The organism is Akkermansia muciniphila (assembly GCF_030848305.1).
GTDB classification, from domain to species: Bacteria; Verrucomicrobiota; Verrucomicrobiia; order Verrucomicrobiales; family Akkermansiaceae; genus Akkermansia; species Akkermansia muciniphila_A.
Genome location: NZ_CP114598.1, coordinates 1,426,540 through 1,441,568 on the forward strand (window position 1 = coordinate 1,426,540; position 15,029 = coordinate 1,441,568).

General features: G+C 51.6%; 14 protein-coding genes and 1 tRNA gene. 8 read left to right on the forward strand and 7 right to left on the reverse strand.

Annotation, left to right across the window (positions count from 1 at the left end):
* Positions 1–58: 58 nt before the first annotated feature.
* The gene (locus tag O4G22_RS06225; protein ID WP_306701287.1) at positions 59–1,927 is read right to left on the reverse strand and encodes an OPT family oligopeptide transporter; all 1,869 of its coding nucleotides are present in this window, start codon (positions 1,925–1,927) and stop codon (positions 59–61) included.
* A 120-nt stretch (positions 1,928–2,047) separates the two neighbouring features.
* Between O4G22_RS06225 and pyrF the strand changes: the two genes are divergently transcribed.
* The 3 genes from pyrF to O4G22_RS06240 all read left to right on the forward strand — a co-directional run bounded on the left by pyrF (position 2,048) and on the right by O4G22_RS06240 (position 5,443).
* Positions 2,048–2,833, forward strand: a complete 786-nt coding sequence (gene pyrF / locus O4G22_RS06230; RefSeq protein ID WP_306701289.1) for an orotidine-5'-phosphate decarboxylase — start codon at positions 2,048–2,050, stop codon at positions 2,831–2,833.
* A 122-nt stretch (positions 2,834–2,955) separates the two neighbouring features.
* Complete coding sequence (locus O4G22_RS06235) at positions 2,956–3,729, forward strand: energy transducer TonB (protein WP_306701290.1); 774 nt, start codon at positions 2,956–2,958, stop codon at positions 3,727–3,729.
* Between the two features lie 22 nt (positions 3,730–3,751).
* Positions 3,752–5,443: a putative manganese-dependent inorganic diphosphatase gene (locus tag O4G22_RS06240; protein WP_306701292.1), complete on the forward strand. Its 1,692-nt coding sequence runs from the start codon at positions 3,752–3,754 to the stop codon at positions 5,441–5,443.
* Between the two features lie 79 nt (positions 5,444–5,522).
* Here the strand turns inward: O4G22_RS06240 and O4G22_RS06245 are convergent, their stop codons facing one another.
* The 3 genes from O4G22_RS06245 to dnaX all read right to left on the reverse strand — a co-directional run bounded on the left by O4G22_RS06245 (position 5,523) and on the right by dnaX (position 9,118).
* On the reverse strand, positions 5,523–6,497 hold the full coding sequence (locus O4G22_RS06245; RefSeq protein ID WP_290489591.1) for an endonuclease/exonuclease/phosphatase family protein: 975 nt from the start codon (positions 6,495–6,497) through the stop codon (positions 5,523–5,525).
* Positions 6,498–6,575: 78 nt separating this feature from the next.
* Positions 6,576–6,890, reverse strand: a complete 315-nt coding sequence (locus O4G22_RS06250; RefSeq protein WP_094135527.1) for a YbaB/EbfC family nucleoid-associated protein — start codon at positions 6,888–6,890, stop codon at positions 6,576–6,578.
* A gap of 29 nt (positions 6,891–6,919) precedes the next feature.
* Positions 6,920–9,118, reverse strand: a complete 2,199-nt coding sequence (gene dnaX, locus O4G22_RS06255; protein ID WP_306701294.1) for a DNA polymerase III subunit gamma/tau — start codon at positions 9,116–9,118, stop codon at positions 6,920–6,922.
* Between dnaX and O4G22_RS06260 the strand changes: the two genes are divergently transcribed.
* From O4G22_RS06260 to O4G22_RS06275, 4 genes are all read left to right on the forward strand, one after another.
* On the forward strand, positions 9,002–9,331 hold the full coding sequence (locus O4G22_RS06260; RefSeq protein WP_179218303.1) for a hypothetical protein: 330 nt from the start codon (positions 9,002–9,004) through the stop codon (positions 9,329–9,331). The two genes, dnaX and O4G22_RS06260, sit on opposite strands and share 117 nt — an antisense overlap.
* 6 nt (positions 9,332–9,337) lie before the next feature.
* The gene (locus tag O4G22_RS06265; protein WP_290489593.1) at positions 9,338–10,114 is read left to right on the forward strand and encodes a hypothetical protein; all 777 of its coding nucleotides are present in this window, start codon (positions 9,338–9,340) and stop codon (positions 10,112–10,114) included.
* A gap of 47 nt (positions 10,115–10,161) precedes the next feature.
* Positions 10,162–10,977 (forward strand): hypothetical protein, encoded by an 816-nt coding sequence (locus O4G22_RS06270; protein WP_094135530.1) that lies wholly within the window; start codon positions 10,162–10,164, stop codon positions 10,975–10,977.
* Between the two features lie 361 nt (positions 10,978–11,338).
* Positions 11,339–11,431 (forward strand) — tRNA-Ser (locus O4G22_RS06275).
* Positions 11,432–11,513: 82 nt separating this feature from the next.
* Here O4G22_RS06275 and radC read toward each other — a convergent pair.
* The 3 genes from radC to infA form a co-directional block, all read right to left on the reverse strand.
* Positions 11,514–12,254 carry a RadC family protein gene (radC, locus tag O4G22_RS06280; RefSeq protein WP_306701297.1) on the reverse strand — a complete coding sequence of 247 codons (741 nt, stop codon included), beginning with the start codon at positions 12,252–12,254 and terminating at the stop codon, positions 11,514–11,516.
* A gap of 1 nt (position 12,255) precedes the next feature.
* Entirely contained in the window at positions 12,256–13,746 is a 1,491-nt protein-coding gene (locus O4G22_RS06285; protein WP_306701299.1) for an NAD(P)H-hydrate dehydratase, read from the reverse strand.
* Between the two features lie 93 nt (positions 13,747–13,839).
* Positions 13,840–14,040, reverse strand: a complete 201-nt coding sequence (gene infA, locus O4G22_RS06290; protein ID WP_031930865.1) for a translation initiation factor IF-1 — start codon at positions 14,038–14,040, stop codon at positions 13,840–13,842.
* Between the two features lie 551 nt (positions 14,041–14,591).
* Between infA and rplM the strand changes: the two genes are divergently transcribed.
* Positions 14,592–15,020 carry a 50S ribosomal protein L13 gene (gene rplM, locus O4G22_RS06295; protein ID WP_012420274.1) on the forward strand — a complete coding sequence of 143 codons (429 nt, stop codon included), beginning with the start codon at positions 14,592–14,594 and terminating at the stop codon, positions 15,018–15,020.
* The last annotated feature ends 9 nt before the right edge of the window (positions 15,021–15,029 follow it).

Sequence of the window (15,029 nt, forward strand, 5' to 3'; positions counted from 1 at the left end):
CCGAAGTAGTTGCTGCCTGCGCTGCTGGCTGGAATTTTCTGAGGGAGAACGTTTCCGTTCAGTGTGCCGCCTGGTAAATGCTGAACATCAGAATGGCCATTCCCGTGAGGGCTGCCCCTGCAATGATGCCGGAGGCGGAGGGAATTTTATATTCCCGTGATTTGTCCTTGAAAAGACGGTCCGCAGTCCAGCCGAGCACAGCCCCTGCAAAGAAGAGGAAGGAATCATTCCACTGGATGGCCCAGGCCAGACCGAAGCCGATGGGAGTGGGGAGCCATTTTCCTGTCCGGGGAAGATAGCGGGGGATAAGTACCAGAATGAGCCCGAGAATGCCGCCTGCGATGATGGAAAGGACCTTGATGCTATGCAAATGGCTGAATCCCATGCCCAGCGCTTCCGCCGTGGCTGCCCATGTTCTGGCTCCCGGGGCATTGAAAGACTGGAGAGCGTTCGCATCCGGAACCATGGAGCGGAAGGCCAGCACGGAAACGAGGGTCCCCAGAAAAATTCCGGAAAACTGGGCGATAAATTGTTTGCGGGGGTTGGCTCCCAGCAGGTAGCCTACTTTGAGGTCTACGAGCAGGTCTGCCGAGGAACTGGACGCTCCGGAAGTGATGTTGGCCGCCATCAGGTTGGCCGTTACATGCCCAGGTGCAATCCCTCCGAAGATGAGCTGGGTAACTTTTCCCATGGCTCCGGTGGGTGTAATATTGGCTTCTCCGGTGATTCGGCATACGACCAGCGCCAGGAAGAAAGATATGACTACTGCGATGCAGCTCATCCAGTACGGAACGTCAAAGGATGCATGAGCCAGATAGCCGAGAGCCGCCAGGGAGATAAGCTGGCCTGCCAGGAACCAGCTCATGGGCGTTTCTATTTTTTCCACATCCGTCAATTCACGTTTTTTGCTCAGGGAGAACATGGCCCCCAGGGAAGAAAAGGAACGAACAATACTTTTCCATTGGAACAGGAAGGCCACAATGCTGGCGACGACCATGCAGGCGGTTCCTCCCCACAAGGTCCAGCTTACGCTTTCCCGATAGCCTGCTCCCGCAGGAAGCAGTTCCTGGCTTTCCAGCCACGGTACGTAAAGGGCCCAGCAAACAGTCCCTCCGATGAAGAGACTGAGGGATGTTTTCATGCCTATCAGAGCTCCCGCGCCCACGAACATGAGATCCCATTTGAAGAAGATAGTACGCTGGTACCAGTTGCCGAAGATATGTTGCTGGACCACTCCAAGCCATCGTTCTCCCCCTGCAGCCATGGCGATGGCGTTGGCGGCGGAGAAAAGGGCGGAGTAAAGAAGGGCCTTGGCCTGTCCTGCCGCCTTTTTGCCTTCCGAATAGAGAACCTTGAGAGTTTCCGCCGTGGCAATGCTGTCCGGGAATCTGATTTGTTCAATGTTGATCATTTGGCGTTTCATTGGAATGGCCATGGTGACGCCCAGTACGGCAATGAAAAATATCCAGGCAAAGGTGGTGCCAAGAGGCATGTGCTGTCCTGTCAACAGAAGCAGGGCTGCTACGGCGGAAGTGAGGGTTCCTCCTGTAGAATAGCCTGCGGAGCTGGCGGCGGACTGCATGCATGTGTTTTCCAGAATAGTCATGGGGGATTTGGAGATGCCCAGGCGCACAAAGGCGTTCCAGAGGGCAAAAGAGATAACTCCCGCCGTCAGAGCTACCCCAAAGGACCATCCCATTTTAAGGTTGGCATACAGATTAGTGAGGGAAAGGATGGAGCCGAGGAGCATGCCGACGATGACGGCTCTCCAGGTAAGCTGCTTCATTCTGTCTCCGGAACCCAGGTAGACTTGATCGTACCATTGCTGTTCTACTTCATCCGGAGTGCCTTGGAATCCCTCCAGAGGCAGTGGTTTTTCCAGACAGGAGGGGAGAGAGCTGGGCGACTGGGGAGACGTGGATGACATATGATCTATAAAATACCATTTACGGCCGTGGCGGAAAAGTCGTATCTGTCTTTCCTTGCTTTCGGAGCATCCTCCGCTTGGGACTTGCCTGCCTGTGACGGCCGTGGTTTAATGGACGTCATGAGCCAATCTTTTACGGATAAACTTGCCGCCCGCATTAAGGAGACCGGTTCCGCCTTGTGCGTCGGGTTGGATCCGCGCCCCGGCATGGATGATTTGGAGGCGATTCCTGCGCTGTTGCGGAAGGTTGTGGAGGAAACCGCCCCGTATGCGGCGGCGTTTAAGCCGAATATTGCCTATTTTGAAGCCATGGGGCTGCGGGGACTGGAAATACTTGAGGATTTACTTCCGGATATGCCTGAGGATGTTCCGGTGGTACTGGATGCCAAGCGTGGAGATATTGGAGAGACTCAGAAGTATTATGCGCGTGCTTATTTTGAACGCCTGGGCGTGGACGCTGTGACGTTGAGCCCCTTTATGGGATATGATACGCTGGAGCCTTTTCTGGATTATGAAGGTAAAGGTATTTACCTGCTGGCGGTTACTTCCAATCCCGGTTCTGCGGATGTGGAACGGCAGGAACTGGCAGGGGGCCGCAGGGTTTTTGAACTGGTGGGAGACATGGTGCTCCGCTCTGTCCGGGAAGGATGTAAAACTTCCGTAGGCATGGTGGTTGGGTTGACCAATGCGGATTCCAGTATTTTGGAGCGTATTCCGGATGCTCCTTTGCTCATTCCCGGTCTGGGAGCTCAAGGCGGCGATCTTTCCTGCCTGAGTGGCTCCGGTCATGTGGCTCCTCCCCTGATTAACGTCTCTCGAGGCATCATGTACCAGAATCCGGAATTGGGTTTTGCAGAGAAGGCCGCCGGATTTGCGCAGCGCATTCGGGAAGCATTGAATTATTGATGTTCACGTATTTTTTGCAAATCACAAAACGATAACGGCCTGCTTATGGCTATGCATGCGCTTGTCAAAGGGAGAGGGCTGGTATATTGAACAGGTGTTCCCCCGTTCCCTGCCCGTTTTTTATGGATGAAAAGCCTGGAATTGTAAAATTCACTCCCCATTCCACTTCCAGATCCGCAGTATTGATTGCGATGGCTGTGGCAGTGGGCGTGCAGGTAGCTTTGTGTGCCGTGCTTGTAGCCATACATTTGCAGGATATGTGGTTTCCCTCCGTCCAGGGCGGGGAGGTGGAAATGACGTTTGTGTCTCCGTCCAAAGAAGCCCCTCAGGAGCAGGAAGAGGTTCAGCCTGTATCTGTTGTTCCTGTTGCACCTCCTTCAACAGTCAGCCCCGTTCCGGAAATTGCATCAGATGAAGACCTGCTGGCGATCAAGCTGCCGGAAAATGAAGATTGTTCCAAAATGAAGGATTTTCTTTTGGATGAGGCTTCTTCGGAACTCTTGCCGGAAGAACTCGCCGTCATGCGGATTTCCATGAATGAGGTAAAGCGCAGGCAACCCGTGAAGAGCCCGGAGGTATCCCCGCCGGGGCGTCCAGACCCGGAGCAGAATATTTCCCCTGATAAAAAGGTGCGTTATAAACATGCTCCGTCCTTGCCCAATTCCGTCAATTCTTCTAAAGTCGGGAAGGTGAATGCCGTGGTGAAAGTGGTGGTTGGAGTGAATTCCCGAGGGGAACCTTCATCCGTCAATCTTCTTCAGTCAACGGGGAATGCGGAATTGGACCGCCTTTTCATGCGTTGGGTGAGAGAGAATTGGACTTTTTATCCGGCGGAAAAGGACGGAGTGCCCATTGCTTCCAAGGTGGTGGTGCCCGTCAGGCTGAATATAGATTAACCTGTGCAAGGAAAAAAGAAAGATGCTTCCGGAGAAGACAGAGAATAGGCCCGTTTATGTGATCGGCCACCAGAACCCGGACACGGATGCTATTTGTTCAGCCATAGGGAACGCGGAGTTTTTAAGAACTCATGGCGAACCTGACGCGGTTGCCGCCAGATGCGGGGAGATGACGCTGAGAACATCCTGGGTGCTGGAAAAGGCAGGAGTGCCGGAGCCGATACTGATTCATGACGTGACGCCCACCGCCGGAACAATCTGCCGTCGTGATGTGATTAGCGTAAGCCCGGACGATACATTCCTGACGGCGTATCGAAGGATGACGGAGAATTCTCTGCAAACCATACCGGTAATTGACGCTGATCACAATCTTCACGGCCTGTTGCGTTATTTTGATTTGTTGAGCCTGCTCATGCCTTTGAATATGACGGAGATGAATGTTCGCTCCGTCTTTTCCAGCCTGAGCAATATTGCCACCACCATTGACGGCAAATGTCTGACCGGGGAATCCTTGAGCGAGGAAGAAACGCAGAATATCCTGCTGGTAGGAGCTTCCAGTGAACCCAGTGTCCGGACAAGGCTCGCAAATTACAGGAGAAAAGGGATGGTCCGGGATCTGATCGTTATTTGCGGAGACCGTCCGAATGTGCAACTATATGCGGTGGAACATGGCGTACGCGCTTTGGTGACCACGTCTGGCGCGTTCCCTTCCCTGGACATTATTGAGACGGCCCAGACGACGGGAACATGTATTTTAAGCACTCCGTGGGATACGGCCAGTGTTGGTCAGTTGATCCGTTGTTCTCGGAAGGTGAGGGAACAGGTTCAGAAGGATTATACAGTTTTTCCGGAAAATATGCTGTTGCCCGAGTTGAGGCAGGCTGCCGTGAAGCGCAAACAGACATTGTTTCCTGTGATGAGCCTCAAGACGGACAAGATCATTGGTGTTCTGAGCAAGACGGATTTGGTGGATCCGCCCCGTACGCGCGTGGCTTTGGTGGATCACAATGAATTTTCACAGGCCGTCAAGGGAGTGGAGGAGGCGGAAATTGTGGAGGTAATGGATCACCATCGTTTGGGCACCCAGCTTTCTACGCGTGATCCCATCCGTTTTCTGAATGAACCCGTAGGTTCTACATCTACTTTGGTGGCGCGCAGGTTTTACCATCGTAATGTGGAGCCTTCCCAGGCTGTAGCGGTTTGCCTTTGCGCGGGGATTCTTTCAGATACCTTGAATTTGACGTCTCCTACGGCGGCACGGGCGGATAGGGAAATGTTGGAATGGCTGACAGGTATCGCCAAAATAGATGCCAAGCAGTTTACAGAGGAGTTTTTTGCCACTGGTTCTCTGTTGCGTTCCAAAACCGAACCTTCCGTTATTATTCAGGCGGACAGGAAGACTTTTACGGAGTACGGCTACAAGATCAGTATTTCCCAGATTGAGGAAATTGGCATGTTTGGCCTGGAAGAGGTTCAGGAAGGTTTAGTGAGGGAGCTTTGGAAGCTGGTGGAGAAGGAGGGGCTGAAGCTTGCCTGCCTTTTGGTTACGGATATTGTCACCCATGATTCTATGTTGCTGGCCGTCGGGGATGAAGACGCTTTGGAAAATATTGAGTACGAGCGGCTTGGTCCTAATCTATTTTCCGCCACTGATGTAGTAAGCCGGAAGAAGCAGCTTTTCCCTGCCATTTCCCGTGCATTAAAAACGTTGTAGATGCCGAGAATCTTTGATTTTTAAAGGCAAAATCTTTCCTGCAGAGGAGGGCCGGCGTTGCTGCGCAGTAAAGGATAGCTCAGGGGATTGCGATGTCTGCCACGATGGACCGGCGAATAGTATCCGGTATCAGCACAGTACTGGCTCTTTCAGGTTTAAGCGGCGGTGTGCAAAAAACTCGGTCCAGGCGCAATAGAGGGAATCTGACAGGCTGCGTAGCTCCATAACCGGCGCCTTTCAGTTTGAAACAATCCTGAAAGTCGGAACTGAATTTGGAAAAAATGGGGGATTGAGGGGCGGCGCTGAAGTTTCCGGCCATGATAATGGGAAGTTCTCCATGTTGGGTTCCTACTTCCTTCAGGGTGTCAAACAGGTATTGAAGTTGTTTGCGGTGGATGAACCGGAGTGTATGGAAATATTTCCAGCAGGCAGGGGCGTACAGGTCGAACCGATGTTCAAAAGGTTCCAGACTGATGTTGATGAGCCGAATTGCCAGGGAGGAATTTTCCGGTATCCAGTCTACAATCAAACCGGCTGTGTCCGTGATGTTCTGGGCCGGACCAATCTGACCGTGCCTCACGATAATGGCGCAACTTCCTATTTGCTTGATATAAGAGGTTCTACCGAAAATACTGTAGGCAAATTTGAGCGTTCGGTTATAATTGCTGCAGCCTTGGACGAAAATAACGTCTGCACGGAGTTTGGATATTTGTTCAATGGGAGGAGGTTCCTCACTCCTCTCGTACAAGGTAAGAACCCTGATTTGCTTGGCGTTCGGAGCCAGAGGCATCTTGTAGTACTCCATTCCGGTTCTGGAAATGGGAGGGAGAAAGTCTGTAATGACGATGCCGTACGCAAACCAGACGGTGATGCCAAGCAGACCGATCCGGGAACCGAAGACCAGCCATGCAATGAGCGCCGGAAAGGAGAAAATGAGGCAGCAAGCCCATATGGGCAGTGACGTTGCAAATGCCATCGTGTCCGAACCGGTCCAGAAGATGGTGACGACGATGACCCACAGGCACAGAGAGACACCGCCCAACGCTATTCCCAAGTGGTTGACTCCGGATAGCGTTGGTTGAGGTTCCTCCAGATGTTTGCGTCTTCTGAGTCGATGCACTGAGGTGACAGATTAAAAGCCCATGCCGGGAGGGAGATCCAGGCCTCCTGTCAGTTTTTTCATTTCCGTCGCTGCTGTTTCCTTGCCCTTGGCAATAGCGGCATTGATGGTTTGAAGGAGCAGATCCTGAAGGAATTCAGAATCGGACGGGTCAATGATGGAAGGATCAATGAGCAGTTCCGTGAGGTTTCCGTCGCAGGTGGCGGTTACTTTCAATTTCCCGCCCGCCCCTTCCGTTGTAACGGTTTGCGAGGCGAGTTTTTCTTGGGCAGCTGCAAGTCCGGCCTGCATCTGCTGAACCTGCTTCATCATTTTCATTATGTTCATGGTCGTTGTATCTGGGTGAATGAGTTGGCTTATTGGGAAATGATACGGGCCCGGAAAATCTCCATGGCGGCATCAATCAGCGGATCCGTATAATAAGAGTTATCTTCATTTTCCTTTTTGGTGGTTTCCTGAACAGGCTCTACAGTTTTTTCCCGCTGGGTATGGGGTTTGGGTGCAGGAACCGGGGATGCCGGGGGAGGCGGTGCAGGCAGAGGATCCAGCTCTTCCTGGACCGGTTCGGGAATGGAAGAATCCTGACGGACAGAAATAGTAACAGGGGTTCCAATATATTGAGAAAGAGTAGTTTCCAGAGCCGTTCGAAGAGGGCCGGCTCCAAGGCTGTCCATCCCTTGGCGGTCAGAAGGATGAAAAGAAATGGCGGCTACTACGCCGTCATAGCCGGAAAAAACGCTGTTGGTCAGAAAGTCCGCTTGAAGAGGGAATTTGACGGCTACTTGTTCCAGAACCGTTTTCCAATCTTCCTCCGTGATAGTCTTTCCGGTTTGTTGGGACGGAACTGCCGGTTCCTCTTTTTCTATCGGAACCTGGGAGTGGGATGATGAGCTTGGAGTATCGAATAGATTGTCAAAGAAGCTTTTGGTCCGTCTTTCCGGAGGAAGATTTTCCTCTGGATCCATGAAAGTAGGCTCTGGAGAATCCGTAGGGAGTTCCGACACATCGGAGACAGCGGAACTCGGGTGCCGGGTGGCTTCCTTGGGCACGGGTACGGTTTCTGTCCGCAATTTAGTGGCGGAGTAGGGAATCTCTTCCTCTGCAACGGCAAGGGATGGAGCTTCTGCAGCAGGTGTGAAAGTGTTTTGTTGCGGTTCGATTTCCTGCGCGGCATAGGGAGAAGCTTGCGTGTCGATCCCCTGATTTTTCTGTACTGCGGGGGATAAGCAGGGAGGAGCCGCGGAAAAATCCGGAACCGGATCCATTAAGTGTTCTTCCGGAGCCGGGGATGGTTTTGTTGCAGCAACAGGAGGCCGGACATTGGATTGGGGGGACGGAGTGGGAGCTGTAGCGGAAGGAGTGAATGCACTTGGTTTTTGCAGTGAAACAGAATCTGAAGAAGATGCCGGGGGCACGGCGGCTAACGGAGCACCTTCCAACGCCATGATAATATCACTGATGCTGGCCTCAGCCAGAGTATGGACGGCCTTGATCAGGCCCATTTCCAGATGAAGTCTTTTATTGGTGGACCAGCGCATCTTATCTTCCGTTTCCGCCAGAACTTCCACCAAGCGCAGGATTTTGTCCGTGTGGGTGCGTTTGACCAATCCGGCAAGTTCTTCCTTGGAGGATTCCGGGAGAGAGTCAAAGCTGGCTTCCGGATCTACTTTAGAGACCAGAATTTCACGTACGGCGGAGATAATTTCGGAAAGGAACTGACTCATATCCCTTCCTGCTTCCGCCTGTTCATGCAGAAGATGCAGGAGGGAGGGAAGCTCCTTGTTTAAAATAAGTGTCAGAGCGTGGGCCACGGTCTCCCGGGAAGTAATGCCGAAAATGTGGAGTACCTGCCGTTCTTCAATATGATCTCCACAGAAGGAAACAAGCTGGTCCAGCATGGATTGTGCATCCCGCATACCACCATCTGCCACTTTAGCGACGGCAAAGGCTGCTTCCCGGCTCAGATTTACTCCCTCTGCAGAAGCGATATGAAGCAGGTGTTCTGCAATGATTTCAGAAGGAATGGGGCGCAGGTCGAAGCGCTGGCATCGTGATAGAATGGTTGGCAGTATTTTGTGGGGTTCCGTGGTCGCGAAAATAAATTTGACATGAGGTGGCGGTTCTTCCAGCGTTTTGAGCAGGGCGTTGAAAGATTCTTTAGTGAGCATGTGCACTTCGTCTATATAGACGATACGGAAATTGCCTCTGCTTGGAGCGAACCGTACGTTGTCCCTGAGATCCCGGATGTGATCGATGCCACGGTTGGATGCTCCGTCTATTTCAAGGACATCAAGGCTTCGTCCTTCCGCGATTTCTTCACATATATCTTCATGCGGGTCAAAATCCACTTTGGGACCACCGCTGCAATTTAGAGCTTTTGCAAAAATTCTTGCGGTTGATGTCTTTCCCGTTCCACGGGGACCTACAAAGAGATAGGCATGGGCAAGGCGGTTGTGCTCAATGGCGTTTTTCAACGTCTGGACGACATGATCCTGTCCAAGGACGTCATTGAATGTCAGAGGACGGTATTTTCTGGCAAAGACCTGGTAACTCACGGTTCAGAAAGACTAGAAGATGAGTTCCCGTTTGAAAAGAAAATAGAGAGTAATTGTTTTAAAATGTTGATAAAACGCTTCTTGGAGGGGCTCGTTACGGAGCCTGTCCGAAAAAAATATCAAGAAAACAATGAGGATGTTATTTTGATGTTGAAATCTGAAAATGTTCATGCCAATCTCACAAAAGTAACAGGAACCTTCTCATCTCTATAATTTCCTATGTGGGTCAAAGTATCAATAGCAGCCTTGGTCATTGCTCTTCTCGGGGGAGCCATGTATTATCTTGATAACGAGGAAGCTCTAACCAAGGAGCGTAAGGAATGCGCCTCCCGCTATAAGAACCTGAACGGTCTTCGTGGTGAGTTCACGGAAGAAAAGACAAAATATGTCGATTTTCTGGTGAAAAATGAGGCTTTGACGAATGACATCAATGCTCTAACCAAGGAAAAAGATGAGCTGGAAGTAAAGAATCAGGAGCTGGCGGCAGCCAATGAGGCCAAAAAATCTGATCTTCAAACGCAGCAAACCGCGTTGGCGGAATTGCAATCCAAGAGTAAGGATATGGAAAGCATTCAGGCCATTGCTGACAGAATCAAGGGGCTGGAAGAAGAGTCCAAACAGTTGGAAGTGGTTAAGCAGGCGGAACAGGGAAAACATGATGCTATCGTTGCTGAGACTGAACAGCTTGTCGTGAATAATGCTGCCCTCCGTCAGCTCAAGGCTGACCAGGATGCCCGTCTTTCTCCGCCTAACCTGAAAACGAGGGTGTCCCAGGTGATAGATGATTTTAATGTAGTTGTGATTGACGGAGGAGCCGCTGATCTGGGCGTGGTGCCCGGTTCCAAGTTGGCCGTGATGAGGGACGGCAACAAGATTGCCGAACTTGACGTAAACGCTGTTGAATCCCGTGTTTCCACGGCTACTATTTTACCAAGTACGGTAACCGCCGGCGAACGTGTTGAAGCCGGAGACGTCGTTGTATCTGTTCGTCCCTAGCATTTTCTCGGTTCAATACATTCCATACACTCTCACATATATACACAATGAAAACTGTTTTAGTAGTTTTATTGATTCTTGCAGCAGGGGCGGGTGCCTGGTTCTCCGGTCTTAGCGGCCTTTTCGGCATTAATGGCCAGTACCAGGATTTTAAAGAAATGATTTCGTATCGTAAAACCTTGGACAAGGAAATTCGTACTTGGACAGGCCTGCGCAACGATATGATTAAGAATCGTGGATTGGCTGCGGAAGAAAACCTTAGTCTGATTTCCAACAAGGCTTCCGTGACTCAGCAGCGCGATGAACAGCTTTCCAAGGAAGCGGAGTTGAAGGAGGAAGAAGTACAATTGAATGCAGACTTGTCCAAAATCAATAAACAAATTGAGGAATTAAAGAGCAAGTTGCAAGATTTTGGTGTTTCCAGCGTACAGGAAATCCAAGAGAAGATGGAATCTCTGGAAGCTTCCAATAAAAAGCTTCAGGAAGATATTGACCAGATTAAAAGTGCTACGGAAGTGGCTGCCAAGAAACGGGCAGAACAAGCCAGTGAGCTGGCTAGCCGCCAGAAGGAACAGGCTGAATATCGAGCTGCTCTTGCCAAAAATGGGGAGGAATATCCCGTTTTGTCTGTGGATCCGCAGTGGGGGTTTGTCGTGATTGGAGCTGGACAGGGTAGTAGCATTGATCCAAATACGGTTCTGCTTGTTACCCGTAACGGTCGCAGCATTGGTAAATTGAAGGTAACTTCCTTGGAAAAGAATCAGACGGTAGCTGACATTATTAAAGACAGCGTGCCTTCCGGTATGAGTATTCAACCTGGTGACAGAGTACAGCTTCTGCGTCCTCGCCAGTCCGCTAAATAAGGTTTTTTGTCACGTATTTTCCTTGAACCCCAGTATGTCTTTCGGCATAGTGGGGTTCAACTTTTTAAAAGGAAATGATGAAACACTTTACAATCTCCTTTTTGTTTGTATTTTTCCCTCTTTTTCTGCTTTCTTCCTGTTCCTGGTTGATGGAGCCGCAGGAGAGGGAGCGTGTGCCGCAGCCTCCTCCCGGTCCGGAAAAGAGTGCACTCCCTCATAATAAGACTCAAAGATTTGAGGCGGAGGCAACGCTCGGGCCGCTGGCGTCGCCAAGACGTTAAGGCTTTCAAATGACGTGGGCGGTGATTCTGTTCTTTACAGTATTCGGCAAACCGGGTACAACCGCCTATGTCTTCCAGGTGGAGAGATGGCTGAGCTGGTCTAAGGCACTCGACTCGAAATCGAACGTGGGCTTTAAAACCCACCGTGGGTTCGAATCCCACTCTCTCCGCCAGTTTTTTAATAAAAGCTCCGTGTTATGCCGGGGCTTTTATTTTTGGAAGGGGAACAGACCGGAAATTTGGATGAACGGCTGTTTAGTGGTAAAGGGGGTGTTCTTGACCGGGATCTTTAAGGCGATCTCCATTAGGATGATTGTAACTATAATAATTTTTATGGGCCGTCTCGGTAGGTTTACCAATGATTACATGATCCAGAAAGCGAATGCCTAATAATTTGGAGCATTCCCGCACGCGTTCGGTCAGGAGGTTGTCCGTACGGCTGGGGGAGGGGTTTCCGCTGGGATGGTTGTGGGCAAGGATGAAGCCATAGGCGTTGTGGATGACGGTGGGGCGTAAGATGTCGCGGGGATGAGCAATGGATTCGTTTAAGGTGCCACTGGAGATTTCCACAGGTTTAATGAGGCGACATTTGGTATCCAGCAGCAGAACGAGTACCGTTTCCTTTTCTTTCCAGCGCATGGCTGTTGTCAGATAATCATAGACGTCTTCCGGTGTTTGAATGGGCTGACGCGACAAAGTTTCGCGAAGAGCCCTCGCGCCCAGTTCAAAGGCCGCGCTCAGCGTAGCGGCTTTCGCCATGCCTATTCCCTTGCAAATGTTCGCTATTTCAGCAGCTTCCATATGAGCTAGGGCGTCTAGAGATCCAGCAGACTGAATCAGGTCCGAGGACAAGTCCAATACATTTTTTCCCTTGATGCCCATTCGGAGGAAGATGGCAAGCAGTTCCGCATTGCTGAGGCTGTGCCTTCCCTGATGAAGCAGTTTTTCCCTGGGCAAAGACTGGGAGGGCAGTTCCTGAAGTTTGCGGTAGGTCATTTCAATAGCAGAGGCGTGCGGTGGAAAGAATGGCGGCAGGCAGATGTCGCAGCGTATCCCCTGCCGTCAGCGTTTGCTGGGTTGCTTCCCCGACGGAGATTGCCATTTCGGAAGCTCGGCCGCACAGGTAGACACCCAGAACGGCGGAAACCAGAAGGGATTCCCCCTGGCTTATGAAACCTCCGCAGATACCTGCCAGCACGTCTCCCTGTCCAGCAGTTGCCATGCCGGGATCTCCGGTGATGTTATAAAAGAGAGGTTTTCCCCGTTGGGTGACGATGGTGCGAGCTCCTTTGTAAATCAGAGCCGCTTCATGTTCCGCCAGAAAGCAGTCGGCAATGTCTGCCCGGATGGCATAGTTGTCTGCATCCGGCAGAAGTCTGCGAATTTCTCCGTGGTGGGGGGTAGCCAGAATATGTTCTTCCAAGTTCCACTGCATGGCCGCGGCCAGATTCAGCCCGTCCGCATCCAGAACGGTGGGAGTACCTGTTTCCAGGATAAGGCGGATAGCTTCTGCGTCTTCCTCTGATACGGAGCCGATGCCGGGGCCAATGAGGAAAGCGCTAAATGTACGGATGGAGATATCTGCGTAACTGTTCACGGGCCTGACCATGATTTCGGGAGGCATGGATGGAGCAATCAGGGGATAGACATTCTTGTGGACGTGCAGCGTAACCAATCCGGCACCTGCCCGAAGAGCTGCTTCACAGCAGAGACGGGCCGCGCCCAGCATTCCTTCCGAGCCTGCTATGACGCCAATGTGCCCGCGTTTGTTCTTATAATCCGTATAGGGTCTTGCAGAAAGGAATTTGGTGAGCCTTGAAGAGGTAATAAGTTCCGTGGCGGGGATCGCCTGTACATGAAGACCGGGAAGGTCGATGCAGACCAAACGTCCGGCAAACAGGGTGGCATCATCGTCCAGCAGGCCCTGCTTAACGGCTCCTATGCACATGGTGAAATCTGCTTCCACAGCATTTTGTTGAGGCATCCCCGTGTCTGGATCTACTCCGGTGGGAATATCGATAGCCACGGTACGTACGGCCCCGCAGCGGTTTCTTATATAGTTTATTTCTGCGCAAAGCTCGGAGATTTCCCTGCGGAGCATTCCCTTTGCGCCAATTCCCAGCAGGCCGTCCAGCAAAATCATAGGTTTTTCCACACGGGGAAGGGGGGGGGCCTGGTATTCCTGAGGGGGGGGAGATATTTCCGCCAACTGCCGCATAGAAAGTTCACTCCATTCGGTGCGCGGGTAAGCGGTTCGGAAGCCTATTTCCCAACCATGTTGTTTCAGTAGGTTGAGAACGGTGAGGGCGTCTCCCCCGTTGTTTCCTTTGCCTACATAGGCTATGCACAGACCCGGGACGGGGAAGAACTGCATGAGGGATTCCGCAATACCGGCTGCGGCCAGGTTCATCAGTGTTCTGGCCGGTGTTCCGCTAACGATGAGCTCGCGTTCCGCGATCTGCATATTTTCCGTGGAGCAAATTTTCATGGCACGCTGATGGAGACAACCTTTACTGTAAGCTAAAAAACCTTCCCCTGCAAGCCGGAGAAGGTTTTTACAAAAGGAACGAGCCGGGAACGGTTAACCGATGCGGAACGTGATGCGCGCTTTAGTCATGTCATAAGGAGACATTTCCATACGCACCTTGTCTCCTACCACGATTTTAATAAAGCGCTTGCGCATTTTTCCGGAAATATGGGCCAGCACTTCGTGCCCGTTGGGAAGGCGCACCTTGAACATGGTTCCTGCCAGTACGGCGCAGATGGTTCCTTCCACTTCAATTTCGCTTTCGGAATTTTCTTCCTTGGGTTCCGATTTGCTAAAATGCTTTCTGCCCTTGGTGTGGCGTCCTCCGCTTCCTTGCGGGCGCTGCCTGTTGGCGTTACCTCCGGGACGGCTCCCCCCTCCTGTTCTGGGATTTCCCGGTCCTGCGGACTGTCCGGCCGGTCGTGACGCTCCTGTGCCATTGCCGGAAGACCGGGATTGTCCGGGACGGTTGCCGGTGCCGGTCGGTCTGGAACCGGTGCGGGAATTCTGACCGCCGCTGGGACGGCTGCTGGATCTTGGATTCGGGCTGATAGGTCTCTCCTTGTAAGGTTAAATGAACGCGCGTGTGCAAATTTCGCGCAGGCGTATGATAGACCATATTTTCGCAAGAGCAAGCCCTGAATGCGGAAGTTGCGCAATTAAACCGCAATTCTATGGAGAGGGACGGGAAAAAGGCCGGAAAAGAGAAAAAGTATTTGACATTTACGTGAATAATCATTAGGAATGCGCCCCCGAATTGGAAGATAACGGCAGGATGCCGAAAAACGAGAACGAAGAATTGAACCATGAAGACCTTCTCAGCCAAACCGCAAGAAGTAGAGCGCAAATGGTATGTTATAGACGCTGCCGACAAGGTGCTCGGCCGTGTTGCCGTTGAAGCGGCTAACATTTTGCGTGGCAAGAATAAGACGATTTTTACTCCCCACGTTGATTGTGGCGATTTTGTCATTATCGTGAACGCGGACAAGGTGGTGTTGACCGGAAATAAGGAAAATGCCAAAATTTATACCCGTTTCTCCGGTTACGTCGGCGGTAAGCAGGTGGACACTCCCCGTAAAATTCGCGCTCGCCGTCCTGAACTTCTTCTGGAACTGGCTGTTAAAGGCATGGTTCCTCACACTCGCCTGGGCCGTCAGCAAATGACCAAGCTGAAGGTTTATGCCGGAGCCAGCCATCCGCATGAAGCCCAGCAGCCCACCGCCATTACTCTCTAATTGATTTTT